General features: G+C 33.1%; 27 protein-coding genes and 1 tRNA gene. 14 read left to right on the top strand and 14 right to left on the bottom strand.

Annotated features, from left to right (window positions below):
* Positions 1-79: 79 nt before the first annotated feature.
* Positions 80-811, bottom strand: a complete 732-nt coding sequence (locus tag BIW12_RS01660) for a DUF4290 domain-containing protein (RefSeq protein WP_071183516.1) — start codon at positions 809-811, stop codon at positions 80-82.
* Between the two features lie 66 nt (positions 812-877).
* Positions 878-1,162: a DUF493 family protein gene (locus BIW12_RS01655; protein WP_071186062.1), complete on the bottom strand. Its 285-nt coding sequence runs from the start codon at positions 1,160-1,162 to the stop codon at positions 878-880.
* A 228-nt stretch (positions 1,163-1,390) separates the two neighbouring features.
* Between BIW12_RS01655 and BIW12_RS01650 the strand changes: the two genes are divergently transcribed.
* The 4 genes from BIW12_RS01650 (at position 1,391) to BIW12_RS01635 (ending at position 5,371) form a co-directional block, all read left to right on the top strand.
* The gene (locus BIW12_RS01650) at positions 1,391-3,286 is read left to right on the top strand and encodes a RecQ family ATP-dependent DNA helicase (RefSeq protein ID WP_071183515.1); all 1,896 of its coding nucleotides are present in this window, start codon (positions 1,391-1,393) and stop codon (positions 3,284-3,286) included.
* Complete coding sequence (fmt, locus tag BIW12_RS01645; protein WP_071183514.1) at positions 3,286-4,233, top strand: methionyl-tRNA formyltransferase; 948 nt, start codon at positions 3,286-3,288, stop codon at positions 4,231-4,233. Before BIW12_RS01650 ends, fmt begins: the two co-directional genes overlap by 1 nt.
* 180 nt (positions 4,234-4,413) lie before the next feature.
* Positions 4,414-4,686, top strand: coding sequence for an HU family DNA-binding protein (locus BIW12_RS01640; RefSeq protein ID WP_071183513.1), 273 nt, complete (start codon positions 4,414-4,416; stop codon positions 4,684-4,686).
* Positions 4,687-4,810: 124 nt separating this feature from the next.
* The gene (locus BIW12_RS01635; protein ID WP_071183512.1) at positions 4,811-5,371 is read left to right on the top strand and encodes a YqgE/AlgH family protein; all 561 of its coding nucleotides are present in this window, start codon (positions 4,811-4,813) and stop codon (positions 5,369-5,371) included.
* On the opposite strand, the gene BIW12_RS01630 is transcribed toward BIW12_RS01635, so the two are convergent.
* Both BIW12_RS01630 and BIW12_RS01625 read right to left on the bottom strand, forming a co-directional pair.
* Complete coding sequence (locus BIW12_RS01630; protein WP_071183511.1) at positions 5,368-6,210, bottom strand: aminotransferase class IV; 843 nt, start codon at positions 6,208-6,210, stop codon at positions 5,368-5,370. The genes BIW12_RS01635 and BIW12_RS01630 overlap by 4 nt on opposite strands.
* Positions 6,211-6,266: 56 nt before the next feature.
* Positions 6,267-6,659 carry an START-like domain-containing protein gene (locus tag BIW12_RS01625; RefSeq protein WP_071183510.1) on the bottom strand — a complete coding sequence of 131 codons (393 nt, stop codon included), beginning with the start codon at positions 6,657-6,659 and terminating at the stop codon, positions 6,267-6,269.
* A gap of 155 nt (positions 6,660-6,814) precedes the next feature.
* Between BIW12_RS01625 and BIW12_RS01620 the strand changes: the two genes are divergently transcribed.
* Positions 6,815-6,888 (top strand) — tRNA-Met (locus BIW12_RS01620).
* Positions 6,889-7,098: 210 nt separating this feature from the next.
* On the opposite strand, the gene aroQ is transcribed toward BIW12_RS01620, so the two are convergent.
* The gene (aroQ, locus tag BIW12_RS01615; protein ID WP_071183509.1) at positions 7,099-7,512 is read right to left on the bottom strand and encodes a type II 3-dehydroquinate dehydratase; all 414 of its coding nucleotides are present in this window, start codon (positions 7,510-7,512) and stop codon (positions 7,099-7,101) included.
* Between the two features lie 74 nt (positions 7,513-7,586).
* Positions 7,587-8,141 carry a porin family protein gene (locus BIW12_RS01610; RefSeq protein WP_071183508.1) on the bottom strand — a complete coding sequence of 185 codons (555 nt, stop codon included), beginning with the start codon at positions 8,139-8,141 and terminating at the stop codon, positions 7,587-7,589.
* Positions 8,142-8,469: 328 nt separating this feature from the next.
* On the opposite strand from BIW12_RS01610, the gene BIW12_RS01605 reads away from it, so the two are divergent.
* The 4 genes from BIW12_RS01605 to BIW12_RS01590 all read left to right on the top strand — a co-directional run bounded on the left by BIW12_RS01605 (position 8,470) and on the right by BIW12_RS01590 (position 11,310).
* Positions 8,470-9,069: a porin family protein gene (locus BIW12_RS01605; RefSeq protein ID WP_071183507.1), complete on the top strand. Its 600-nt coding sequence runs from the start codon at positions 8,470-8,472 to the stop codon at positions 9,067-9,069.
* A 178-nt stretch (positions 9,070-9,247) separates the two neighbouring features.
* Entirely contained in the window at positions 9,248-9,718 is a 471-nt protein-coding gene (locus BIW12_RS01600; RefSeq protein WP_071183506.1) for a hypothetical protein, read from the top strand.
* Positions 9,719-9,816: 98 nt separating this feature from the next.
* Positions 9,817-10,326 (top strand): outer membrane beta-barrel protein, encoded by a 510-nt coding sequence (locus BIW12_RS01595; protein WP_198033440.1) that lies wholly within the window; start codon positions 9,817-9,819, stop codon positions 10,324-10,326.
* An 81-nt stretch (positions 10,327-10,407) separates the two neighbouring features.
* On the top strand, positions 10,408-11,310 hold the full coding sequence (locus BIW12_RS01590; protein WP_071183504.1) for a site-specific tyrosine recombinase: 903 nt from the start codon (positions 10,408-10,410) through the stop codon (positions 11,308-11,310).
* A gap of 138 nt (positions 11,311-11,448) precedes the next feature.
* Here the strand turns inward: BIW12_RS01590 and rny are convergent, their stop codons facing one another.
* The 3 genes from rny to BIW12_RS01570 all read right to left on the bottom strand — a co-directional run bounded on the left by rny (position 11,449) and on the right by BIW12_RS01570 (position 13,814).
* Positions 11,449-13,011, bottom strand: a complete 1,563-nt coding sequence (gene rny / locus BIW12_RS01585) for a ribonuclease Y (RefSeq protein ID WP_071183503.1) — start codon at positions 13,009-13,011, stop codon at positions 11,449-11,451.
* A 216-nt stretch (positions 13,012-13,227) separates the two neighbouring features.
* Positions 13,228-13,515 (bottom strand): cell division protein ZapA, encoded by a 288-nt coding sequence (locus BIW12_RS01575; protein ID WP_071183502.1) that lies wholly within the window; start codon positions 13,513-13,515, stop codon positions 13,228-13,230.
* An 8-nt stretch (positions 13,516-13,523) separates the two neighbouring features.
* Positions 13,524-13,814 carry a hypothetical protein gene (locus tag BIW12_RS01570; RefSeq protein WP_071183501.1) on the bottom strand — a complete coding sequence of 97 codons (291 nt, stop codon included), beginning with the start codon at positions 13,812-13,814 and terminating at the stop codon, positions 13,524-13,526.
* A 177-nt stretch (positions 13,815-13,991) separates the two neighbouring features.
* Between BIW12_RS01570 and BIW12_RS01565 the strand changes: the two genes are divergently transcribed.
* From BIW12_RS01565 to BIW12_RS01555, 3 genes are all read left to right on the top strand, one after another.
* The gene (locus BIW12_RS01565; protein WP_071183500.1) at positions 13,992-15,686 is read left to right on the top strand and encodes a M23 family metallopeptidase; all 1,695 of its coding nucleotides are present in this window, start codon (positions 13,992-13,994) and stop codon (positions 15,684-15,686) included.
* 8 nt (positions 15,687-15,694) lie between these two features.
* Positions 15,695-18,163, top strand: a complete 2,469-nt coding sequence (locus tag BIW12_RS01560) for a TonB-dependent receptor (RefSeq protein ID WP_198033461.1) — start codon at positions 15,695-15,697, stop codon at positions 18,161-18,163.
* Positions 18,164-18,279: 116 nt separating this feature from the next.
* Complete coding sequence (locus BIW12_RS01555) at positions 18,280-19,002, top strand: CREC-EF hand family protein (RefSeq protein WP_071183499.1); 723 nt, start codon at positions 18,280-18,282, stop codon at positions 19,000-19,002.
* A 6-nt stretch (positions 19,003-19,008) separates the two neighbouring features.
* Here the strand turns inward: BIW12_RS01555 and BIW12_RS01550 are convergent, their stop codons facing one another.
* From BIW12_RS01550 to BIW12_RS01530, 5 genes are all read right to left on the bottom strand, one after another.
* Positions 19,009-19,710 carry a DUF2971 domain-containing protein gene (locus BIW12_RS01550; protein WP_071183498.1) on the bottom strand — a complete coding sequence of 234 codons (702 nt, stop codon included), beginning with the start codon at positions 19,708-19,710 and terminating at the stop codon, positions 19,009-19,011.
* Between the two features lie 80 nt (positions 19,711-19,790).
* Positions 19,791-21,620 carry an ABC transporter ATP-binding protein gene (locus tag BIW12_RS01545; RefSeq protein ID WP_071186058.1) on the bottom strand — a complete coding sequence of 610 codons (1,830 nt, stop codon included), beginning with the start codon at positions 21,618-21,620 and terminating at the stop codon, positions 19,791-19,793.
* A gap of 77 nt (positions 21,621-21,697) precedes the next feature.
* Positions 21,698-23,425 (bottom strand): phospho-sugar mutase, encoded by a 1,728-nt coding sequence (locus BIW12_RS01540; RefSeq protein ID WP_071183497.1) that lies wholly within the window; start codon positions 23,423-23,425, stop codon positions 21,698-21,700.
* A gap of 52 nt (positions 23,426-23,477) precedes the next feature.
* Entirely contained in the window at positions 23,478-24,437 is a 960-nt protein-coding gene (locus BIW12_RS01535; protein WP_071183496.1) for a glycosyltransferase family 2 protein, read from the bottom strand.
* 6 nt (positions 24,438-24,443) lie between these two features.
* Complete coding sequence (locus BIW12_RS01530; protein WP_071183495.1) at positions 24,444-24,977, bottom strand: DUF4199 domain-containing protein; 534 nt, start codon at positions 24,975-24,977, stop codon at positions 24,444-24,446.
* 234 nt (positions 24,978-25,211) lie between these two features.
* On the opposite strand from BIW12_RS01530, the gene BIW12_RS01525 reads away from it, so the two are divergent.
* A complete protein-coding gene (locus tag BIW12_RS01525) occupies positions 25,212-25,463 on the top strand; it encodes a type B 50S ribosomal protein L31 (RefSeq protein ID WP_026714974.1) in 252 nt (83 codons plus the stop codon).
* A gap of 126 nt (positions 25,464-25,589) precedes the next feature.
* Positions 25,590-26,765 carry a GlmU family protein gene (locus BIW12_RS01520; protein ID WP_071183494.1) on the top strand — a complete coding sequence of 392 codons (1,176 nt, stop codon included), beginning with the start codon at positions 25,590-25,592 and terminating at the stop codon, positions 26,763-26,765.
* The last annotated feature ends 78 nt before the right edge of the window (positions 26,766-26,843 follow it).

The raw sequence follows: 26,843 nt of genomic DNA, 5'->3' as shown, positions 1-26,843 counted from the left end.
TTTTAAGGTTCTGATTTACGAGATTCTAAGGTTCTAAGTTTCTTTAAAAACGACTTATCAGCTTAGATACTTAGCAAATTTATTGTTGATTTTTTTGATTATTATTTTTTTGAAAAGGCTTTTGTTTTCCCTGGCCTTTATTGTTTTTATTACTTTGAATTTTAGGCTGTCCCTGAGAAGAAGTTTTATTCGACATTCTTTTATTGGTACGCAATAAATCGGTTGTATTAATCAATTCTTCTGAACTTTGTAGCAAATTCAATTTACCTCCTGATAATTCATAAAGATGTTCAAAAATCACATCGTCCTTTACGGTATCTTTATTCCAACTCAAATAGGATTTCTTCATGTGATTGGCAATTACTTTTACCAAAGCACTTTTCATTTCCCCTTCTTCCCATTTGTTGGCAACATCAATCATGTATTTGATGTTGTTACCATAATAACGGTATTTTGGGAAATTCTGAGGATATTTTAAAGTATCCGGTTTTAATTGCAATACTTCTCTGGAAGGAATAGGGTAGGGAGATTGTACATCTAATTTAAAATCAGACATTATAAAAAGCTGATCCCATAATTTATGTTGAAAGTCAGGTACATCTCTTAAATGCGGATTCAAACTTCCCATAACCTGAATGATGTATTTGGCAGCTTTATTTCTGGTTTCAGCGTCTTCAATTTCAGTAGCCTGATCGATTAATTTTTGTAAATGGCGTCCATACTCAGGAATAATCAAATGCGATCTTTCGGCATTATACTCTAAATGATGCACAACATCATTCGCATTTTCTTTAATATATTTCTGATTCATACTTGATTTTTTTAAAGCTTTATTCTAAAAAGCTTACACTGGATTGTTTTAATTTTTTTGGAAAAATTACAATGAAATAATTCCTTCTATAGTAGAGACTTCGATGTATTTATCGATTACAGCCTGAGGACTTTCCATTTGAACATCAACTGAAACACTGGTGAATTTCCCTGTTTTTGATTGAGTGGTTTTTATAACCGCACCTAAGCAATTAAAGGCTTGTTCTACTTGTTTGATTTTTTCAACGTCAGTTGGTACAATAAATTTGAATAAATATATTGCAGGCCAAGTATTGCTTTTTTCTAATTCGGTTTTTAATCTATCGAAAAATTCCTCAGTTTTCTTATCCATTTTGTTTTTAAAAATATAAAGCAAATATACAGTTTCAATTCTAAAATAGGAATTCTGGGCTATGATTTTTAGCAAAATCGTGATTTTGATTCGCTATATTTTTCAAAATCTAAATTAGTTTGAGTAAGTTTGTTGTTGATGCTGCTTTTTTTCGAATAAAAAAAGAAAAAAATACATTTAAAAAGCCGTTTTGATTATAAAAAACGAATTAACTTTTTTCAAAATTTGATGTCTGAAACTTTACAAATTCTAAAAAAATACTGGAACCACGATAGTTTTAGATTGCCCCAGGAAGAAATTATCGATTCCGTTTTAAACGGTCATGATACTTTTGCATTGATGCCTACAGGTGGCGGAAAATCCATTTGTTTCCAAATTCCTGCCATGATGAAAGAAGGAATTTGTTTGGTTATTTCTCCTCTGGTTGCCCTGATGAAAGATCAGGTTGCCAACTTGCAAAAACGTGACATCAAAGCCATTGCACTCACCGGCGGAATTAAAACGGATGAATTAATTGATTTACTGGATAATTGCCAATTTGGAAATTACAAATTCCTGTATTTATCTCCTGAACGTTTGCAGTCCGATTGGGTTTTGGAACGAATAAAAAATCTCCCTATCAATTTAATTGCTATTGATGAAGCACACTGTGTTTCGCAATGGGGGCATGATTTTCGACCTTCTTATTTGAAAATTTCGAATCTAAAACTTCATTTTCCTAACATTCCTTTTCTGGCGTTAACCGCAACTGCTACTCCAAAAGTAAAAGAAGATATTATTAAAGAATTAGGTCTCGAAAATCCTAAATGTTTTGAAAAATCTTTCGAAAGAAAAAACATTGCTTACATGGTTTTTGAAATAGAAGACAAACTTTTTAGAATAAAACAAATTCTAAGCAAAAACCCGCAGCCTTCCATTATATATGTGCGAAACAGAAGAGCCTGCATCGATACTGCAGAGCAACTTAACTCTTTAGGTTTTAAAGCGACTTATTATCATGGTGGACTTTCGACCAAAGATAAAAACAATAATATGCAACTTTGGATGGAAGAAAAAGCGCTGGTTATGGTTGCCACTAATGCTTTTGGAATGGGGATTGATAAAGCCAATGTAAAAACGGTAATTCATATTCAATTGCCTGAAAATCTTGAAAATTATTATCAGGAAGCAGGTCGTGCCGGCAGAAACGAAGAAAAAGCCTTTGCTGTTTTGCTGACAAATCCATCAGATGTTGCGCAAACCGAAAATCAGGTTATTTATACGCTTTCTAATAAACAATTTCTGAAAGAGGTTTTTATCAAAATGTGTAATTATTTTCAAATTGCCTATGGCGAAGGTATTAATGAGCAATATTCTTTTAACTTAAACCAATTTTGCAACCGATATAAATTTCCTGTTTTAAAAACCTACAATGCCATTCAGTTTTTAGACCGACAAGGGGTGATTAGCTTATCACAGGAATTCTCAGAAAAAATAAGTTTACAATTTATCATTCCTTCTAAAGAAGTCATTCGTTATACAAGTTTGAATCCTAACGACGAAGAAATTCTGCTGGCTATCCTGCGTACTTATCCGGGAGTTTATGATATGCAGACCAATTTTAATCTTCCGCTAATTGCCCGAAAATCAAAACACAGCGAAGCAGAAGTGCAAAACGTTTTAGAAAAACTGAAAGAAAAGGGGATTATCGATTATCATTCTAAAAATAACGACACTACTTTGATTTTTAACGAAATCAGGGAAGATGAAAGAACCATTAGCCGAATTGCCAAATACCTGGAAAATCAAAACCAACTAAAAAAAGAACAATTTGAAGCGGTTTTGAATTACATCAAGAAAGACAAAGTTTGCAAAAGCAAATTGATATTGGAGTATTTTGGCGAAAAAAAAGAAAGCAATTGCGGGATTTGCTCTTATTGTATTACACAGAAAAAGAAGAAAGAAAGCAAAGTTTCGCTTTCAGATGAAATACTAAATTTGCTAAAAACTGCCGATTTTAATTCGAGAGAAATTCAAATCAAGCTGAATAATCCTTCTGACGATGTTATCTTTGCACTTCAGGAATTATTAGAAAACGAAAGCATTCTGATAAAATCAAACAATAAATATAGCTTAAAACAATAATGGAAAAATTACGAATTGTATTTATGGGGACTCCTGACTTTGCGGTAGGAATCCTTGACCAAATAGTAAAAAACAACTATACTATAGTAGGTGTTATTACCGCTGCCGACAAACCGGCCGGTCGTGGACAAAAAATAAAATATTCGGCTGTAAAAGAATATGCTTTAGCAAATAATTTAAATTTACTGCAACCAACAAATCTAAAAGAGGAATCTTTCCTTGCCGAATTAAAATCGCTTAACGCTAATTTGCAAATTGTGGTTGCTTTTAGAATGTTACCAAAAGTAGTTTGGGAAATGCCTCAATTTGGAACATTCAACCTTCACGCTTCATTGTTGCCTAATTACCGAGGAGCAGCACCTATTAACTGGGCAATTATCAATGGAGAAACTAAAACAGGTGTTACTACATTCTTTATTGATGACAAAATAGATACCGGTGCCATGATTTTAAGTTCAGAAACTGAAATTGATCCGGATGAAAACGCAGGACAACTTCATGACCGTTTAATGAATTTAGGTAGCAGTACCGTTATTGATACTTTAGCATTAATAGAAGAAGGGAAAGTTGTTACAACTATTCAAACAGAAGATGCCGATATAAAGACGGCTTATAAACTCAACAAAGAAAACTGCAAGATTGACTGGAGTAAATCTTCGTTAGAAATCAATAATCTGATTAGAGGTTTAAGCCCTTATCCGGCTTCCTGGTGCTTTTTTACGGATAAAGGTCAGGAATGGAATGTAAAAATATATGAAGCTAAAATAATTTCAGAAACACACCGTTTTAGTATTGGAGCTATCATTAGTTCCAAAAAAGAATTGAAAATAGCAACAAAAGATGGCTTTATACAAGTGTTAAATTTACAATTTCCGGGCAAAAAGAGAATGACAACAGCTGAATTACTTAATGGAATTTCGTTTTCTGAAGAGGCAAGAGTGCTATAAACCCAATAAAAATAAGGTGTGAGCACTTAAAAACTCCAAAAACAAGCAGTGTTATGAACAAAAAACAGAAGTTATTAACAAAATACTGTAAAATCAAAGAAAACACTTGCAGGGTCTGTATTTACTGCTAAATTTGTGTATCGACAATTTATTTTTAACCAACAATTAATAACTATCATTATGAACAAATCAGAATTAATCGATGCTATCGCTGCTGACGCAGGAATTACTAAAGCTGCTGCAAAATTAGCTTTAGAATCATTTTTAGGTAATGTAGGTGGTACCTTGAAAAAAGGTGGAAAAGTATCTCTTGTAGGTTTCGGATCATGGTCAGTTTCTCCAAGAGCTGCTAGAGACGGAAGAAATCCTCAAACTGGAAAAACAATTCAAATCGCTGCTAAAAACGTTGTGAAATTCAAAGCTGGAGCTGAATTAGAAGGAGCTGTAAACTAAGAAATAAGTTTCAAAATCCATCAATATAAAAAACCCTCATTTGAGGGTTTTTTTATGCTTTTTAACGATTATGTTTGGAGTTTTTTATTTTTTTTTCTTAAATTTAATAAAAACTTAAGTAGTCATGATTTCAGAAAAATTAATAAAAGGACAATTACTTATTGCTGAGCCTTCTATCATTGGAGACTCATCATTTAATCGATCTGTGATTTTATTAGCCGATCATGACAAAGATGGGTCGGTTGGTTTTATCATCAACAAACCATTAAAATACACTATAAACGATTTAATTCCTGAGATAAATTCGCGTTTAAAAATTTATAATGGCGGTCCTGTCGAGCAAGATAATCTTTATTTTATTCACAATGTCCCTAATTTAATTCCTAATAGCATCGAAATCTCTAACGGAATATACTGGGGCGGCGATTTTGAATCGACCAAAGAACTCCTTAACAGCGGACGAATCAACAAAAACAATATTCGTTTTTTCTTAGGTTATACCGGTTGGTCCGAAAGTCAGTTGCAATCAGAGATGGATGCTAATTCCTGGATTATTGTTTCCAATACCTATAAAAATAAAATTATAGGTAAATCAGCTGCTCATTTTTGGAAAGAACAAATTATTGAATTAGGCGGAGATTATTTAATATGGTCTAATTCACCTGAAAATCCGTATCTGAACTAAACTACAGCGGCTATTTCTTCGTTTAGCTTAGTTAGTATTTCTTTAGAAAAATTCACGCCAAAAGTCTTTTTTCGATATTTTGTAATAGGCTGGATTCCTTTTATAACATTAGTAATAAACAATTCATCGGCTTTTTGAAGTTCAAACGGAGAAATCACTTCTTCTACTATTTCAATCTCTGCAATAGTTTTTGCTAATTTTAAAATTTGTTTACGCATTACACCATTCAGACAGCCTTCAGAAACCGGAGGAGTAATCAGTTTATTTCCTGACAACATAAAAAGATTTCCCTGAATAGCTTCCACTATGTTTTTACTGTCATTTAGCAACAGACAATTATCTAAAGCGTTTTCATTTGCAAAAATACTTGCTGTGACATTCAGGATTCTGTTTGTAGTTTTAATTGAAGATAATAACTGTTTTGTAATGTAAAAATCCTTAAACAAATCCACTTCATATTCTTTTTCCTCGAAAGAATAAGACACAGTTTCAATTGCTGAAGCATGAACTAAAAAAGAGATTGTATTGTTTGTAGGTAGATAGTAACCACCATCGTTTCTGTAAACTGTAATTCGGACTCTCGCGGAATTAGAAATCGATAATTTATCAGTTAATGAAAGTAATTGTTCTTCGAAATATTCCATGGTGAAATTCATTGGAATTTCCATTCGCACCACACGCATCGAAGCCATTAATCTGAAATAATGATCTTCTAAGTAAAGTACTTTTGAATTCACAATTTTAACCGTTTCAAAAACGGCATCTCCGTATAAAAAACCGCGGTTTTGTGTTAATATATTTGAATCTTGAGTTATTATAGTTCCGTTGAAATTAATCATAAAAAAAGCCCTGAGTTTTGTTCAGGGCAAATATAAGTCATAAATATAGAATTTCACTATACAGAACCTAAGAGATGTTTTAAATCTGAAATTTGATTTTCCCATAATTGTTTGGCTTCATCAATTTCGTCTTCTTCGGCAAAATCAATAATCATCAAAGAAACGTCTTTAGTCAGCTCATCCTCTAATATGTGTAATTCAAAAAAATAATCGGTATCCTTGCCTGCTGGGTCAATCCATTTGAACTTTACTTTTTCTCCTGATTTTTTAGATGCCAATCTTGCTTTTTCTTCAGAATCATTCCAAATGAAGGTGAAAAATTCCCCTCTGGAATTCACGTCATCAGCAAACCATTCAGACAAACCGGAAGGAGTAGAAATATATTGATATAATAATTGTGGCGAAGAATTTATAGGAAACTCAATTTCGTAACGTACTTTACTATCCATAGAGGCAAATTTATTTTTTTTTCGAATATATAGAATATAATGTCTAAAAAAAAACGTTTTTAAAAATATTTTTTTTCTTCATTTTATGCTTGCAGAGTTTAAATTTATTTCTATCTTTGCACCCGCAATCAGGAACAGTATTGACCTGAACATTTGGCGAGGTAGCTCAGTTGGTTAGAGCGCAGGATTCATAACCCTGAGGTCACGGGTTCAACTCCCGTCTTCGCTACAAAAACAAACCCTTAAACATCAATTGTTTAAGGGTTTTTTATTGGGATTTTGTTCTAAAAATACTGATTTTAAGAGGCAATTTTTAATTGTTTAAAGGATTATGAAATGGCTTAATTGGGCCGTAATTTATAGTGCGAAGATTCAATAAAAAAAGGTATAAATGACCTGAAAATCATTTATACCTTTTTCTTTGTCTAAAATGTTTGGCTTACAAGAACGATTGTATTGCTAAATCATAACTTTTCAGACCAAATCCTAATACTACGCCTTTGGCGTTTCCGGAAATATAGGATTGGTGTCTGAAACTTTCTCTGGAAAAAGTATTGGAAATATGTACTTCTACAACCGGAGTGCTGATTCCTTTTACAGCATCACCAATGCCTACAGAGGTGTGTGTGTAAGCGCCGGCATTCAGGATAATTCCGTCATAAGAAAAACCAAATTCCTGTATTTTATCAATTAGTTCGCCTTCAATATTACTTTGGTAGTAGTTGAATTCTATAGTTGGGAATTTCGTTTTTAATTCTTCAAAATATTCTTCGAAGGTTAGACTCCCGTAAATCTCAGGTTCGCGTTTTCCTAATAAGTTTAGGTTTGGGCCGTTTATAATGCTAATTTTCATTTTTAATCTTTTTGTAAAAATAAAAAACCGTCCTGAATTATCGGGACGGTTTTTGTTTTTATTTTCTATGTTTTTTAGAACATGATACCGGCTGACAACTGAATAGTTGAGTTTTTAATATCAGCGTCTTTAGTAGCTTCAGTTAGTCCAAGTCCGTAACGGGCTTGAATAAATAGATTTTTAGTGATATTAAGTCCTAAACCTCCTACTACGCCAAATTCAAATGTTTTAGAATCTTCTAAATCAACATTGTCTTTTTCGCTTAGTAAGAAAGATGCTTGTGGACCCAGTTCTAAATTTAAACTTTTGCTCAAACCTATTTTTGCTACAACAGGAATAGAAAGATAGCCTAATTCATTTTTGAATTCTTCTACAGCATTTTTATAAGTAGCTCCCTGGGTAGAGTATAAAAGCTCTGGTTGGATGGCAAAACCATCTAATAATTTTACTTCGGCTACTAAACCTGCGTGGTAACTGGTGATTGATTCTTTGCTTTCGAAAGCAGGAGGAGTGTCACCATTTTGATTAGCAAAATTGGCACCTGCTTTAACACCAAAACGAATACTTTGTGCCTGTAAAGTTGTACTAAGACCTAATACTACAATGGCAATTAAGAATACTTTTTTCATAATACTTTTTTTATTTAAGATTCGAGACTGTAAATATAAACAGTTTGATGTTTATTTTATTGTGTTCTTTTGTGAAATAAGCATTAAATACAAATGAATTTAATACTTTATTGAAAGAAAAAACTTGTTTTTGCCTTTTTATTACAATAGACCTAAAAAATCACGGAATTAGGTGAGAGACTTGTTTTTAGTTTATTGTAAATCAGTTGTTTGGGTTTTTTGTTTCTTTGCTGGTTTTAGTGTTTTTATGTTGGTTTTTTAACAATAATTTTGGTTTTATTGTGCTGATTATTGTAGGTTTGCACCTGAATTTTAACAAATATTAAAAATGAAAAAAATTATTTTGTCTGCTATGGCAGTATTAGCATTTACAATAACTAATGCGCAAGAAGTTAAATTTGGCGTTAAAGTTGGAGGTAACGTTTCTAGTTTAAATGTAAATGGAGGCGAGATTGGTGATATTGGTGTATTGAGGTTTAATTCAATTGTAGGTGTTCAAGCAGGTGGTTTTGCAGAAATTAAAGTAGCTAGCAATTTTGCTATTCAGCCAGAGGTTTTGTTTTCTACAGAAGGTTCTGAATTTGGCTTTGAAGGAACTGATGCAAAAATTAACCTTTCTTATGTTAATGTGCCAGTAATGGCTAAGTATTTTGCTTCAGAAAAAATTAGTTTACAGGTTGGTCCGCAAATTGGATTTTTAGTTGGTGCTAAAGGGAAAATGGGAGATGATAGTACTGATATTAAAGATAGTTTTAAGTCAATCAATTTTGGAGTTAATTTTGGTTTAGGATATGATATTAATGAAAAAGTTTTAATTGATTTTAGATACAATTTAGGGTTGTCCAATATTGCAGAGGAAGAATTTATGGGTGGTGATAGTAAAATGAAATCTTCTGCTTTTTCTTTGGCATTAGGTTATAAATTTTAATTTTTGGATATAATATTTAAAAAGACTATTCGAAAGAATGGTCTTTTTTTATGCTCGTAGTGTTCTTATTAAAATAATGTTAATAGTATTGTTGATAAGTTTTTAGTAGGATAAGTTTTTTTGTTTTGAATATTTGATAGTTTTATGTTAATAAATTACTAATTTAACAACTTAAACTATGAAAAAAATCATTTTAACAACAGCGGCAATTTTTGCATTTGGATTTGCAAATGCCCAAAGTGGAGCTTTTAAATTAGGAGCTCATGTAGGTTTGCCTACCGGAGATATGAAAGATATTAGTTCTGTGAATTTAGGAGCTGATTTGGCTTACACTTGGAGTGTAGCCGAAGGTTTAGATGCAGGTATTACTACAGGTTATACTACTTATTTAGGAAAAGATGGGTGGGATGATGCTAGTTTTATTCCTGTAGCAGCAACAGCACAATTTACTTTGACTAATAATTGGTTCATTGGAGCTGATTTAGGTTATGGTATTGGTGTTAATGATGGTAACGAGGGAGCTTTTATGTATCAGCCTAAATTTGGTTATCAAATGGAAAAAGCAGGCCTTTATGTTGCTTATAAGGGATTTTCTAAAGATGGATTTACTGTTTCATCAATTAATTTAGGTGTAAACTTTAAATTATAAATCTAAAATATTTTTAATGAAAACCTCTTCTGAAAAGGAGAGGTTTTTTTGTAGAAAAAATATTATATTTACGCTCTGAATTTAAAAAGATGAAAAAAATGAAAAAAACTATTTTATCAGTTGCTGCGGTTTTAGCATTTGGATTTGTAAATGCTCAAGAAACAAAATTTGGATTAAAAGCGGGTGTTGATTTTGCATCAATGCGTCATAAATTTGATGGAGTTAAAGTTAGTGAGAATGAAACCGGTTTTTATGCAGGTGGATTTGCAGATATTGCAGTTTCAGATAAGTTTCATTTACAGCCTGAACTATTGTATGTTTCGGTTAATGATATAAATCAGATTCAAATTCCCGTCCTGGCTAAGTTTATTGTCGTAGAAGATTTAAGTTTGTTAGCTGGTCCGGACTTTGGATTTCTTTTAGATGCTGGTGAGGGAACTAAAACTTTGAATTTTGGTTTAGACTTGGGACTTACATTTGATTTGAACGAGAATTTTTCATTAGATGGAAAGTATAACTTAGGATTGTCTAATTTAATCGAAGGAGGGGATAGCGATAATAGTTCTAAGTTAAGTGGTTTCTTTTTTGGTTTAAGTTATAAGTTTTAATATAAAAAAGGCAAAAATATTTAAAACCTCTTCTGAAAAGGAGAGGTTTTTTTATGTCTATAAAAGTCGTTTATTTGTAATATGAACTGGAATTCTTATATCAAAAGTTATCAATCTTATCTTAAAATAGAGCGTGGTTTGTCAAAGAATACTGTTGCTAATTATTCTTTCGATATTGAACGATTGTGTTTGTTTCTCTCTGAAAACAATATTGAAGTTTCTCCTTTAAAGATTGCTGAAGAAACGATTCAACAGTTCATCTACACTATTTCCGACCAATTGAATGCGCGTTCACAGGCCAGAATTATTTCAGGATTGAATAGTTTTTTTAGTTATTTGATTTTTGAGGATTATCGTGCTGACAATCCAATGGAGTTGATTGAATCGCCTAAAATAGGACGAAAATTACCCGATACTTTAGCGGTAGAAGAAATTGATGCCTTGATAGGGGCTATTGATTTGTCTTCGAATGAAGGAGAACGCAATCGCGCTATGTTAGAAACATTATATGGTTGTGGTTTGCGGGTTTCGGAGTTGGTTGCACTCAAAATATCTGATTTGTTTTTTGATGAAGGGTTTATCAAAATTACCGGAAAAGGAAATAAAGAACGCTTTGTACCTATTGCTAATTCGACGAAAAGATTCATTCTTCTTTATAAGGATCATGTAAGGGTAGGTGTTCCTGTCAAAAAAGAGCACAGTGATGTCTTATTCTTAAATAGAAGAGGGGCGCAATTGACAAGGGCGATGGTTTTTACGATCATCAACAATTTGGCAACCAAAATTAATTTAAACAAGAAAATCAGTCCACATACATTCAGGCATTCTTTTGCGACACATCTACTGGAAAATGGTGCCGATTTGCGGTCTATTCAGTTGATGCTTGGACATGAATCAATAACTACTACTGAAGTTTATTTGCATTTGGATCGAACATTTTTAGCCGAAGTATTGGAGAGTTGCCATCCTCGAAAAAACATGTAGTTAATTCCAATCCCGAAACTTCGGGACAAATTTCAATATCTTCTTTGGGTATTCAATAAAAAAAAACTCCAAATTCCAACAGTGTTTATTGGAATTTGGAGTTTAATCCCGATGCTATCGGGATTGGAATTTTATGTCTTATTTAGCAATATTTACTGCTCTGGTTTCTCTAATTACAGTTACTTTTACCTGTCCTGGGTAAGTCATTTCGGTTTGGATTTTTTGCGAAATTTCGAAAGATAAAGTCGCAGCATTATCATCAGAAACTTTTTCGCTTTCTACAATTACACGTAATTCTCTACCGGCTTGAATTGCATAAGCATTTTTAACTCCGTTGAATCCGTAAGCCACTTCTTCCAGATCTTTCAAACGTTGAATGTAAGAATCTAATACTTGTCTTCTTGCTCCCGGTCTTGCTCCTGAAATAGCATCACAAACCTGAATAATTGGAGATAAAAGAGATTTCATTTCAATCTCGTCATGGTGTGCTCCAATAGCGTTGCAAACCTCTTCTTTTTCGCCATATTTCTCAGCCCATTGCATACCTAATAAGGCGTGTGGTAAATCACTTTCAGTATCCGGCACCTTTCCGATATCGTGTAATAAACCGGCTCTTTTTGCCAGTTTAACGTTCAATCCTAATTCGGCAGCCATCAATCCGCAAAGTTTAGAAACTTCACGTGAGTGTTGTAATAAGTTTTGTCCGTAAGAAGAACGGTATTTCATACGTCCTACTACTTTTATCAATTCCGGATGTAAACCGTGAATTCCTAAATCGATAACGGTGCGTTTACCCACTTCGATAATTTCATCGTCAATTTGTTTGGCAGTTTTAGCAACCACTTCTTCAATGCGTGCCGGGTGAATACGTCCGTCAGTTACTAATTTGTGTAATGAAAGACGGGCAATTTCTCTTCTAACAGGGTCAAAGCAAGAAAGGATAATGGCTTCCGGAGTGTCATCAACAATGATTTCTACTCCTGTAGCAGCTTCTAAAGCTCTGATGTTACGACCTTCACGACCGATAATTCTACCTTTTACATCGTCAGATTCAATATTGAAAACAGAAACGCAGTTTTCTACCGCTTCTTCTGTTCCAACACGTTGAATAGTGTTGATGATGATTTTTTTAGCTTCTTGCTGAGCGGTTAGTTTAGCCTCTTCGATTGTATCCTGTATGTGAGACATGGCTGTAGTTTTTGCTTCAGCTTTTAATCCTTCGACTAGTTGTTCCTTAGCTTCTTCGGCTGATAAACCGGAGATTAATTCTAATTGTTGTAGTTGGCTTTTGTGCAGCTTGTCAACTTCTGCCTGTTTTTTGTCTAAAACTTCAATTTTAGCTTCAAATTCGGCTGTTTTTTTCTCAAAATCATCGTTGACTTTTTTAGCCTTAGATAATTCGTTAGAAATCTGAGATTCTTTGTCTCTGATTCTTTTTTCTACTTCTGCTACTTTTTTGTCACGAGCCAAAATCACCTGCTCGTGCTCTGATTTTAATTCGATAAACTTCTCTTTTGCCTGAAGGATTTTATCTTTTTTTATGTTTTCAGCTTCAAAGTTAGCGTCTTTCAAAATAGAAGCAGCTTCTTTTTTAGCGTTTTTAATTAGATTAGAGATGTTGCTTTTTTCTATGATTTTGGCAATGCCAAATCCTATTGCAATACCTATAATTCCCGAAATGATAATCGTTAATATGTCCATGTTTGTTTAAAAATTAATATATAAAAAAAAGCCTACATTAAGTTGTTTGTATAAACTCGTGAAGACAAGTTTTGAGCTAACTCGCTGTTCAAGCTTCCAAACTAAATTGGCTTGCTATAGTAACGATGATTTGCTCATTCTAAATTGTTAGTGTTGAGTTTACCAAATAATTAACTAATGTAGGCAGTATCTTAGTTGTTAAAGAACGTTGTTTTTTTAAAGATTTTCGTCTAAAATAGCATTAATTTTCTGAATTCTATCAATAGTTTCATCTCCATTGATAGCATTGTCAATCTGTTTTTGCTCTACCTGCGATGCAAATTGCAAAGCACACATGGCTAAAACGTCCTGTTTATCGCGAACGGCATAATTTTCTTCGAATTGCTTAATCATATTATCAATTTTTTTAGAAGCACTTCTAAGACCTTCTTCCTGTGAGGGATCTACCGTTAACGGATAGACTCTGTCTGCAATTGATATTTTAATTTTAAGCTTTTCGTCCATTGTTTATACTAATCTGATAACTGTGCTATGCAGTAATCAATTTCACGAATTAATGAATTTATTTTAAGCTTTGTATCTCTTTTGTTTTCGTCACTACCTAATAATGAATTGGCCATCTTAAGTGTTTCATACTGTGCCTTTAACGCTTCAATCTCCTGAGATTGTTTTTGTATGATTTGAGCAGATTTATTTAATTCGATAGTTAAATCCTGATTGTTTCGTTCTAAATTTTTTAATTTTAGAATAAGCTTTTCAACTTTATTTTCAAGAGTATCAATTATTTCTGCAATTACACTCATTATAAATCCTATTCATTACTTAATATTACAAATTTAGTATTAGTTTTTATTATTGCAATATTTTATTGTTTTTTTTATTATAAAATAATCAAAATGTTGTGTAGTAAATGGTTACAAAAATACTTTTTTTATAAAGCATTCCGGATTAGTTTTTTTATCTTAGCAAAAATGATTCGCATGAGATTTTTCCTTTTTTTTCTACTGATTTCTAGGGCAGTTATAGCTCAAACTACTTATCCAAAAGATTATTTTCAGTCTCCATTAGAGATTCCGATGCAATTATCGGGGAATTTTGGAGAATTAAGACCCAATCATTTTCATGCCGGTTTTGATTTTAAAACTTTACAAAAAGAAGGTTTAAATGTGCTGGCGGTGGCTGATGGTTATGTTTCCCGTATTAAAATTTCTCCTTTTGGAAACGGAAAAGCTATTTATATTAATCATCCTAATGGTTATACTACGGTGTATTGTCATTTGCAAAAAGCTACCGGGGCAATAGCCGAATATATTAAAAGCACTCATTATAAGGAACAAAATTTTGAAATTGAAATGTTTCCAAAGGCTAACGAATTAGTAGTAAAAAAGGGTGAAATTATCGGTTTGTCAGGAAATACAGGTTCTTCTGAAGGACCGCATTTGCATTTTGAATTTAGGGATACTCAAACCGAAAAAATTATTAATCCAATGTTGTTTGGGTTTGATAAAAATTTCAAAGACATTAAAAAACCAATAATTTCGGCGGTTTATGTTTATCCGTTAGAAGGAGCTACGGCTAATCAATCCAAGCGTCCATTGTTATTGAATTTAAATTTGCAAAAGGACGGAACGTATTTAGCCACAAAGGTTTTGGCTAATGGGAAAATTGGTTTTGGAATTACCGCTGATGATTATGATAATGTTTCTTTTAACAAAAACGGAGTTTATAAAGTTCAGTCTTATTTGAATGGAAAAGCTGCTTTTGGTTATCAGTTTGACACCTATTCCTTTGACGAAATGCGATACATAAATGCTTTGATTGATTATTCGCGTTATAAAAAAACATATCAAAGAGTTCAAAAATTGTTTATGAGTTCTCCTTTTAATTTGAGTATCATAAAAAAGGATGCTGACAATGGGATTGTAAATGTTATTCCTAATTTGAATTTAGTGTATCGAATTGAAGTTGCTGACTTTTTTGGAAACACCACAGTCGTGAATATTCCGATTGCTTTTGATTCATCTGTTCCGGTTATTGGGCAAGAAGTTATTGCTTCTAATTATTTTGTTAAATCCAAAAAGGACAATATTTTCTCTAAAGAGAATATGACGGCCAGTTTTCCGGCGGGAACTTTTTATGAAGATTTTGCAATGAATTTTGCTGTAAACGGTAATGTTTTAACGCTTCATGATGATAGCGTGCCGGTTCATTCCAGTTTTGAAATCGCTATAGAGAGTGATAAATATACTGAGGAACAGAAGAGCAAAGTGTATATAGCCAGTTTGAGTTCCGGTGGGAGTTTAGGTTATAATACTACATTTTCCAAAGGAAATCTTTATAGCACTAAAGTGCGCTCTTTGGGTAAATATACTTTAGCAATGGATACTACTCCGCCTGTAATTACAATTGCAAAGCCCATTGAAGGACGTTGGCTGAGTGCCGAAAAATCGATTCAACTTTCTATTAGAGATTCAGGTTCGGGTATAAAATCATACAATGGTTATTTGAATGGCAATTGGATTTTATTTGAATACGATGCAAAAACCAGAAAAATCACTCATAATTTTAGTGACGGGATTGTTGCCGAAGGAGCTAATGATTTAAAAGTTGTAGTAACCGACCAAGTAGGGAATGCAACTACATTTGAAAGCCGTTTTTTTAGAAGTCAAAAATAAAAGTGAGTATTTTGAACGATAAACTAGCTTTTGTTTTGGTATTCTTTTGTATTAGTTTTTCTTCTTTGGCGCAATTGGCCAAAGTAAAGGGAACTTTGCTTGATGCCCAAAATAAGCCTGTAAGTAATGTCAATATTTCGTTTTTAGGGCATTCGACCCAATCGAATGCAAAAGGTTTTTATACCATTAAAGTTCCTGTAAATAAAACAATCAATCTTGTTTTTAGTCATCTGACGTTTAAAAAAACGACTATTGCTTTATTGTTGAAAAATTCGGAAGATTACGAATTGAATTTGATAATGAATGAACACGAAGAAGAAATAGGCGAAATCATCATTACAAAAGATAAGAAAAGTCAAATTCAGGGAATTACAACAATCGCACCTGATGTAATCAAGAAGTTGCCAGGAGCTAATGCCGGAATCGAAAATGTATTGAAAACGTTAGCCGGAGTGAATTCAAACAATGAATTGAGTACGCAATATTCGGTTAGAGGTGGAAATTATGATGAGAACTTGGTTTATGTTAACGAAATAGAAGTTTATCGTCCTTTTTTAATTCGTTCCGGGCAACAGGAGGGTTTGAGTTTTACGAATACTGATTTGGTTCAAAATGTCAATTTTTCGGCAGGAGGATTTCAGGCTAAGTATGGCGATAAATTAGCTTCGGTTTTGGATATTACTTATCGGAATCCAACTCAGTTTGCAGCTGCTTTTGAATCGAGTTTTCTTGGCGGAAGCCTTGCTGTTGATGCCATATCTAAAAATAAAAAATGGACTGCTGTTACAGGAGTTCGTTATCGAAACAATAGCCTTTTGGTGAAAAGTCAGGAAACGCAAACGAATTATACACCTTCTTTTGTGGATGTTCAAACCAATGTTAATTTTAATGCTTCCGCAAAATGGCAATGGAGTTTTCTGGGGAATATTTCTCAGAATAAATACAATTATCAGCCTTTGATAAGAAAAACAAGATTTGGAACCATAGATCAGCCCATGGTGTTGACAGTGTTTTATGAAGGACAGGAAAAAGATAAATACGACACCTATTTTGGAGCTTTGAAAACGACTTTTCAAGCTTCTGATAAGTTGAAGTTGAAGTTTATTGGTTCGGTTTATCATACTTTGGAACAGGAATATTTTGATATTTTGGCACAATATCGTTTAGGAGAAAACGATGTAACTATTGGAAGTGAAACATATAATGATGTTTCTTATACCAGCGGAATTGGAACACAGTTAAATCATGCACGAAATGATTTGGATGCCATGATTGTAAATGCCGAAGTAAAAGGGGTATATGATTGGAAAAACAGCAATTTTGAATTTGGTGTGAAATATACCAGAGAATCTATTCGGGACAGGGTAGTGGAGTGGGAAGTAATTGATTCGGCAGGATTTTCGATTCATCCGCCAATTATCAATTTTGCCCCCAAAGACGAACCTTATACTTCTTTTACAGGCCCGTTGGTTCCGTATCAAAGTGTGTTTGCTGTTAATTTTAATACCATCAATCGGTTTTCGGCTTATGCACAATGGAGTGCCAAAACTAATCTGGAAAACGCACAACTTTGGTACACGGCAGGTGTTCGAATGCAAAATTGGGGAATCACAGGAACAAACGCTGATTCTTCGACAAATTCACAAACGGTTTTTAGTCCCAGAGTGCAATTGGCTTTAAAACCCAATTGGGAAAAGGATATGATTTTTAGAATTTCCGGTGGTTATTATTATCAGCCGCCTTTTTACAGAGAACTCAGGGATGCCGGTGGAGCGGTTCAGCCTAATGTAAAAGCGCAACAATCGGTTCAGCTGGTTCTTGGAAATGAATATGATTTTAAAATGTGGCAACGCCCTTTTAAATTGGTTTCGGAGTTGTATTATAAATCACTCAACGATATCAATACTTATACAATTGACAATGTCAGAATACGTTATGCTGCAAATAATGATGCCAAAGCTTATGCACAGGGATTGGATTTGAGATTAAATGGGGAATTTGTTCCCGGAACTGAATCATGGTTTAGTTTTGGTTATCTTAAAACAGAAGAAAACACCAATACCAAAGGTTATATTGCCCGACCAACAGATCAAAGACTGAAATTTGCTGTTTTGTTTCAAGATTATATGCCTAGTATTCCCAGTATGAAAGTGTATTTGAATTTGGTTTACAATACGGGATTGCCAGGAGGTTCCCCTTCTTATGCTGATCCTTATGTTTATCAAAATCGGTTGAATGATTATCGTAGGGCTGATATTGGTTTTTCAAAAGTTTTAACTGATGGAAACACAAAAAAGAAGAATTGGTTAGGCAATTTTAAAGAATTGTCTATTGGTTTGGAAATATTCAATTTGTTTAATAATCAAAACGCAATTACCAATACCTGGGTGCGTGATGTTTATTCGAAAAATGAATATGCGGTACCTAATTATATGACTACAAGAATGTTCAATTTGAAATTGAATGCTAAATTGTAATAAAGCAATTGTTTCGGGAGTTTTATTGTTGTAGGATTATGTCATAAATTAAGTTTAAAATTCAAAAGCATTTTTAAAAATCATTACATTTGAAAATATTTTAATATCACATTCGTATGAAAGCACTACCTATAGTCTTGATAAATATAGCCATCTTACTTTTGGTGAGTTGTAAAAAAGAAGTAGAAAAACCCAAAGTGATTTATAATTCTACTAACAACGATAAGTCGATGACTAAAATAGATTCGACTCAGATTGCTATTGCTGATTTACCAATTCAGATGGAAGGAACAAATTATTTGATTCATCCTGTTGGCGATTTAAGAGTCTATGAGAAAGGGACAAAAGTTAAGTATGGTTCTTCCAGTGTGATCGATTTGAGTTTTACAGTTTCTAATTTGGGTGACGATGAAATTACGGGTTATTTGCAAAATTTAAAGTTTCAAAAAATAGATTCTGATTCGATAAAATCATTAACTGATAAGCCTGCTTTGATTTTGACAGTTACGTATTTAAAAGCGATTGCCGATAAAACCAACAAGCAAATTTTAGTATATACCATGTATGATGTGGATACTAATAAGGATGGAAAATTAGATACAAGCGACATTAAATCTTTGTATTTGAGTGATATCAGTGGAGAAAATTTCACTAAAATTTCGGCTGATTTTCAGGAGTTAATCGATTGGAATTTAATCGAATCTAAAAATCGTTTGTATTTTAGAACGGTGGAAGACACCAACAAAAACGGGCAATTTGATAAAAATGATGTAGTACAATACGGCTACATTAATTTATTGGCTAAAGATTGGGAAGTTGTAAATTACGAACCTATTTAGTAGTTTTTAAATCAAAATATCGCTTTCTAAATCTGATTTTTCAATTGTAAAATCAAATCCTAATTCTTTTACTAACTGGATTACCAGGTTTTTGTACCAGTTTTCGGATTTAGGGTGAATGTAGATTTTCTCAATTAACTGATTGATATCTACATTGATTTTTAGACCATCATTCAGTTTTATTTTACCATCCGTAACATCAGTAATGATTCGTACTTCGCGTTCATACTGAAAACTTTTTCGTTTAAACAGAAAAGGAAAGAATAAATCATCAAAAGGAATGTATTCTTTCTTGTAATCGATATAATTTACTTCGCCTATATATTGTTTAAAATTATTCTCAGGATGCAAGGCTTTTTGCAATCTGCCAATGGTGGATTGAATGGCAAGACCTTCACTGTTTTGGGTGAAAATTTGCCACATGGCAAAAGATTCGTATTCGTTAATGTGCCAGCTGCTAATGGCTACTTTTTCCCGATGTGTTTTGTAATAATTGATGAAATCAGGATTGTCAATGGCTAATTTCTTGATTTCTTCGTAAGTAGGTTCGCTAAAAGTGCCTTCGTATTGATCTTCAAATTTGTCCGAACGGGACATGAATAACTTTTGCGAAAGCAATAAATCTAAAAACTTTGATAAATCCAGATATTTCCAAACTATAGTTTCGGTATCTTCAGGAAGTTTGATATTTGGATTATTATGATACATTTTTTTAGATTTAAAATGGTTGTATAAAGGTATTATTCGTTTTTAGAATCTAAAATAAAGCGGTATTAAATTATGATTATTTATTCGAATGATTGCATGGAAACTAATTTGTTATAAGTGCCATTTAATGCAATTAATTCTTCGTGTGAGCCTTGTTCTACTATCTTTCCTTTTTGCATCACAACAATCGTATCTGCTTTTTGAATGGTTGAAAGACGGTGCGCAATTACAATCGAAGTTCGGTTTTGCATCATGTTTTCCAGAGCTACTTGCACCAGTTTTTCGCTTTCGGTATCCAAAGCAGATGTTGCTTCGTCCAAAATCATAATTGGAGGATTTTTCAATACAGCACGGGCAATAGATAAACGTTGTTTTTGACCACCTGAAAGTTTGTTTCCGCTATCGCCAATGTTGGTGTCAATTCCTTTAGGTAAGTCTTTTACAAATTCATAAGCATTGGCAATTTTTAAAGCTTCAATAACGTCTTCGTCAGTTGCTTCCTGTTTTCCAAATTTGATATTCTCTTTGATAGAGCCATTGAACATTATGCTGTCCTGGGTTACTAATCCGGTTAAGCTGCGCAAGGAATTCATAGTAACGTCTTTAACGTTGTGACCGTCTATTTGTATTTCACCATTTTTAACATCGTAAAAGCGTGTCAATAGATTAGCAATAGTACTTTTTCCACTACCGGATTGTCCCACTAAGGCAACGGTTTTTCCTTTAGGTATAGTGAGGCTGAAGTTTTTTAATACAGCTTCATCTTCATAGGCAAACGTAATGTCTTTTAAGATGATTGAATCATGAAATCCGTCTAATGTAATAGCGTTAGGTTTGTCTTTAATTGTATTTTCGACTTCTAATACTTCAAAAACACGTTCGGCAGCTGCTAAACCATTTTTGACTTGATAAGACGCTTTAGAAATGGCTTTAGCCGGTGTTAAAATATTGTATGCTAATCCAATATAGGCAATAAATAAAGAACCGTCCAGTGATTTATCGACTAAAACTAAATTTCCACCGTAAAAAAGTAAAATAGAAATTACAATTATCCCTAGAAATTCAGACATCGGCGAAGCTAAATTGTTCTTCTTTCCAATACTATTAGTTATTTGGTATAATCGATTGATGGAATTATTAAAAGTTTGGGTAAAGAAACTTTCAGCATTGTATCCTTTTACCACTTTTAATCCCGTTAATGTTTCTTCGACAATTGAAATCAGATAACCGTTTTCTTGTTGCGCTTTTACTGATTTTCCTTTTAAAGATTTTCCGATTTTAGAAATAATATATCCCGAAACTGGAATGAAAAATAAGACAAACAAAGTTAGTTTCCAGCTAATGTTTATCATTGCGACCAAAGAGAATATGATGGTCAAAGGTTCTTTTACAATTAGTTCCAATACCATGAAAAAGGAGTTTTGTACTTCGTTTATGTCGCCTAGCATTCGTGCCATTACATCTCCTTTTCTTTTTTCAGAATAGTAGGGAATAGGTAAAGACACAATTTTCCTGAACATTTTTTCACGTAAATCTCTAAGAACTCCTGTTTTTAATTTGGTTAAATGTTGAAGTCCTAAATACCCAAATAAATTTTTAAATAAAAAGGTAATAACTACTAAAGATACCGTTAGTAGTAGTGCGTAATTAGGACCATATAATTCTGAATAATGGTTTACATAATAAAAAAGAATATGATTCAAATAGGTATCTATTTCAGATAATCCCTGATATTGAGGTAATTTGGTTATTTTTTCTCCATTATCAAAAAGTACTTTTAGTACAGGAAAAATCATAACCATTCCTATTGTTCCAAAAAGTGCATATAAAGTATTGTGAATAATGTTCCACACAATATGTATTTTGTACTTTTTTGCAAAAGGAATAATTTTTTTTAAATTTTGATCCATTATGTAGTTTTTTACCATTAAAACCCGATAGTTATTGAAAACATATCGGGTCTAATTGGAAAATTATCGAATTGTATTTATTTCAATTGCATTGCTGCAATGATGTTTTTTATTTTTTCGTCTAAGATGTTTTCTACTTCATTGAAGTTTTCTACGGCATCCAATTCAGTATTTACGCTGATGTAGAATTTGATTTTTGGTTCAGTTCCACTAGGTCTTGCACAAATTTTAGAACCGTCTTCAGTATAATAAATCAACACATTAGATTTTGGCATATCCATAATTGATTCTTCTCCGTCCAATAAATTTTTGGCAATAGATGATTGATAATCTTCGACCATAACAACACGTTGTCCGTTGATTTCTTTCAATGGATTTTCTCTCAGGTCAATCATCATTTGGTTGATTTCCTGTAAGCCTTCTATTCCTTTTTTAGTTAATGAAACGAGGTACTCTTTGAAAAATCCGTGGTCAACGTATAGTTTTAGTAATTCTTTGTAAACCGTGCTTCCGTTAGCTTTTGCTTGTGCTGCCACTTCGCAAATTAATAAGGTTGCAGCAACGGCATCTTTATCACGAACCGCATCGCCCACCATGTAGCCAAAACTTTCTTCTCCACCACCAATGAATTGTAGTTCAGGGAAATCTTTAATCATTTTGGCAATCCATTTGAAACCGGTTAAACCTACTTTGAAATTAACTCCATAAGCCGAAGCCAATTCCATAATCATAGGAGTAGAAACAATAGTAGAGCCTACAAATTGTTTTCCGTTTATTTTGCCTGCTTTTTTCCATTTTTCCAGTAAAAATGCAGTCATTAAAATCATCGTTTGATTTCCGTTCAATAAGGTCATTTCGCCTTCGTTATTACGAACAGCAATCCCTAAACGATCACAATCAGGGTCCGTACCAATAACAATATCGGCATTTGTTTTATCGGCAAGAGCCAATGCTAAAGTTAAAGCTTCCGGTTCTTCAGGATTTGGAGATTTTACGGTAGGGAAATCACCATTAGGAATAGCTTGTTCTTCAACAATATGTACGTTTTTGTAACCAGCTTGCACAAAAGTTTCAGGCATTACAGTAATAGAAGTCCCGTGAAGTGAAGTAAAAACAATGTTTAGATTGTCTTTTGCTTCAGCAGGAGTATTGAAACTAGCGTTTTCAATAGTTGATTTTATAAAAGCCTGGTCAACTTCTTCGTCAATATATTCAATCAAATCTTCATTTGCATCAAATTTGATTTCGTTATAATTTAATGATTCAATAGCATTGATAATCGCTTCGTCTTCCGGCGGAACAATTTGTCCTCCGTCTTGCCAATATACTTTGTATCCGTTGTATTCAGGTGGGTTATGTGAAGCAGTCAAAACAATTCCGCATTGGCAACCTAAATGTCTCAATGCAAAAGACAATTCTGGTGTAGGTCTCAGATCTGAAAAAAGGTAAACCTGAATTCCATTGGCCGAGAAAACATCAGCAACAACTTTTGCTAATGATTTACTGTTATGACGACAGTCGAAAGCAATAACGGCTTTAATAGCTTGGTTTGGAAAAACAGATTTCAAATAATTTGAAAGTCCCTGAGTGCTTTTTCCAAGCGTGTATTTATTGATTCGGTTGTTTCCAACACCCATAATACCGCGCATTCCTCCAGTTCCAAATTCTAAGTTTTTATAGAAACTCTCTTCAAGTTCTTTTGGTGAATTTGCGATTAATTTTTTAAGTTCTTCTTGAGTTGCGGCATCAAATGTTGGACCTTGCCACTCATTAACTGCATCTAAAATATGTTGTTTACTTTCCATTTTCTTGCGTTTTACAGTTTTAGTTTTTAGTTGGTCGTTTTTAGTTTTTCATTTATAAGAAATTAATCTCATTTGATATTTTGTAGCGTTCTTCATTGTTTTTAGTGCGTAAAATGATTTCACCTAAAAATCCCGCTAAAAATAATTGTGTTCCTAATATCATTGTGGTCAATGCGATGTAAAACCAAGGGTTGTTTGTTACTAAACTGTAACGCATGTTGTTGTACATGTGGTACAATTTAGAAAAACCAATATATCCCGCCAGTAAAAAACCAATAATAAACATTAAAGAACCAATGGCTCCGAATAAGTGCATAGGTCTTTTTCCAAAACGTGATAGGAACCAAATGGTGATTAAATCCAGGAAACCGTTGATGAAACGTTCCATGCCAAATTTGGTTTCACCGTATTTTCGAGCCTGATGTTGGACCACTTTTTCGCCAATTTTTCCAAATCCGGCATTTTTTGCCAAAACAGGAATGTATCGGTGCATTTCGCCAGAAACTTCGATGTTTTTTACTACCACATTTCGATACGCTTTTAATCCGCAGTTAAAATCATTTAATTCTACTCCCGAGGTTTTTCGGGCAGCCCAGTTAAATAATTTAGAAGGAAGATTTTTAGCCACAACCGAGTCGTAACGCTTTTTTTTCCACCCTGAAACCAAGTCAAAATTTTGTTGGGTAATCATTTCGTATAATCCCGGGATTTCATCGGGACTATCCTGTAGGTCGGCGTCCATGGTGATGATAACATCGCCTTGAGCTTTTGCAAAACCGGCATGTAAAGCCTGCGATTTACCGAAATTCTTCATGAATCGAATGCCTTTTACATGAGTGTTCTCGGTAGCAAATTCCTGGATAATAGACCAGGATTTGTCAGAACTTCCGTCGTCAAGAAATATAATTTCATAAGAATAACGGTTTTCCTGCATTACTTTAATAATCCAGGTATAAAGTTCTTGAAGTGATTCTTCTTCGTTGAGAAGTGGTATTAATATAGATAAATTCATCGATTTTTATTCTTGTGATGAGGGTTTGCTTTTAAAGAAAGCAGCCAAAATTAAACCAAAAATGGTGCAGAAAACAATATTAGATAAAGAACCTTTTAAGAGTCCTGAAACCGAAAATTGGTCGTTTTCTTTTAAATCAGCAATTGCTTTGTTGATTCCTTCTGCCGGGGCATTGAACTTTTCCATGGCAGCAATCATGTATTTAATAGTTAGTTCTTTGACGGTATCTTTGGCAGCAGGATCAAAAATATTAAATAGTATAATATTGAAAACAACTGAAATTGCAATTCCGATTAAAGCCGAGATAAAATAAGTAGTAAATGCGTCTTTGAAGGTAAAAATACCTTGAAATTCTTTTTTAGTTTTGACCAATAATCCAATGGCAATGATTAAATACAATGCTAAATTGGAAAAACCAATCCACGGTGATGTGAATAAATTTAAATCGATAGAATAGATTAAAGTGGTAATTAAAACGGAGGTTAAACCAGTGATAATTCCAAAAGTAATCCCGTTTTTTTTGATAGTTTCATGAATCATTGTCCGATGCTTTCAATTGAGCAACAAATATAGTAATTCCCTGTATATTGAAGAGTAAAAAACTGCTTTTAGGTATTTATATAAAAAAAAGAAATAAAGATTTGTTTATTGAAAAATAATTGTATTTTTGCATCCTCAAAATAATATAAATAAAAAGTTATAATTGATTTATACCTTTTCTGAAAAGGAAAGCTTCAAAATAAGTTATAACCAAACAAATAAAAAAGATTCAAGATGAAAAAAGGTGTACACCCAGAAAATTACAGATTAGTTGCTTTTAAAGACATGTCTAATGACGACGTTTTTATCACTAAATCTACAGCAGAAACTAAAGAAACAATCGTACACGAAGGTGTAGAATATCCAGTTGTAAAAATGGAGATCTCTAGAACTTCTCACCCTTTTTACACAGGTAAATCTAAACTTATCGATACTGCAGGACGTATTGATAAATTCAAAACTAAATATGCTAAACACATTAAATAATTTTAATTTGTTTTTTAATAAATCAAGCCTCCCTTTTGGGAGGCTTTTTTATTTTTATCTTTTTGAAAACTTTGTAACTTTGGCTCGGGTTTTAAGAAAAAACTCAATTAATAAATTTGACATCGTATGAATTATATACTTTTTGACGGACCGGCTCGTAATGCTTTATTGCCATTTACTTTTACCCGTCCGGTAGCGGATATTCTTATTGGGATTTTAACAATTCGTCAAAAATGGGAAAAATATTTAGGTTCAACTATTACTACTTTGACTGAGGAATATTTGTCTGATAAATATCCAATGGTGGAATTAGAAGAAAATGTGATGATTAATGCTTCTTTTCTTCCAAATGCAGTTCTGGCGGAAATGGTTTCGAATTTAGAATCCAATCAGGCTATTTTTAAAGGAGAAGAAGTGATTGCTTTTTATACTAATGACAGCCAGGATGAAGTAGATTTTGATAATTATGAAATTATCGAATTCAACGATGATTGTTTGATGTTGAATAATACCTGGGATATTTTTTCTAAAAATGACGCTGCTATTCGGGAAGATTTTGAGTTTTTAACCGAAGACAGAAAATCACAGCCTATTCCGAAGAGTGTCAATGTAATTGCGCCGGAAAATATCTTTATTGAAGAAGGAGCACAATTGGAATTTGTAACATTAAATGCTTCAACAGGTCCTATTTATATAGGAAAAGATACTTTGATAATGGAAGGTTCTTTAATTCGTGGGCCTTTTGCTTTGTGTGAAGGTGCTGTTGTTAAAATGGGGGCTAAGGTTTATGGTGCTACAACAGTTGGAACTTATTCTAAAATTGGAGGAGAGATTAATAATTCAGTTCTGTTTGCTTATTCAAATAAAGGACATGAAGGCTTTTTAGGGAATTCGGTTTTAGGCGAATGGTGTAATATTGGTGCTGATAGTAATAATTCGAACCTGAAAAACAATTATGAAGAGGTGAAATTGTGGAGCTATGAAACCGAAGGTTTTGCTAAAACAGGATTGCAGTTTTGCGGCTTGATGATGGGGGATCACAGTAAATGTGGAATCAATACTATGTTTAATACCGGAACTGTGGTAGGAGTGAGTTCGAATATTTTTGGTAGTGGCTTTCCTCGAAATTTTGTTCCGAGTTTTTCGTGGGGCGGAGCGGCAGGTTTTTCTACCTATGTGACTAAGAAAGCTTTTGATACGGCTAAATTGGTTATGGGAAGAAGAAATATTGAATTTGACGAAAAAGAAGCGGCTATTTTAGAGCATGTTTTTGAGGAAACTAAAAAGTGGCGAAAGGAATAGTTCGATAGTAAAATTTGGAAATAATTTAACCGCAGATTTGCAGATTTTTTAAATTGGCAAATTTGCGGTTTTTAGTTT

Source organism: Flavobacterium commune, assembly GCF_001857965.1.
Lineage (GTDB): Bacteria > Bacteroidota > Bacteroidia > Flavobacteriales > Flavobacteriaceae > Flavobacterium > Flavobacterium commune.
The sequence above is the reverse complement of the archived record's forward strand: the minus strand, read 5'-3'. Positions and strand labels throughout refer to the sequence as shown.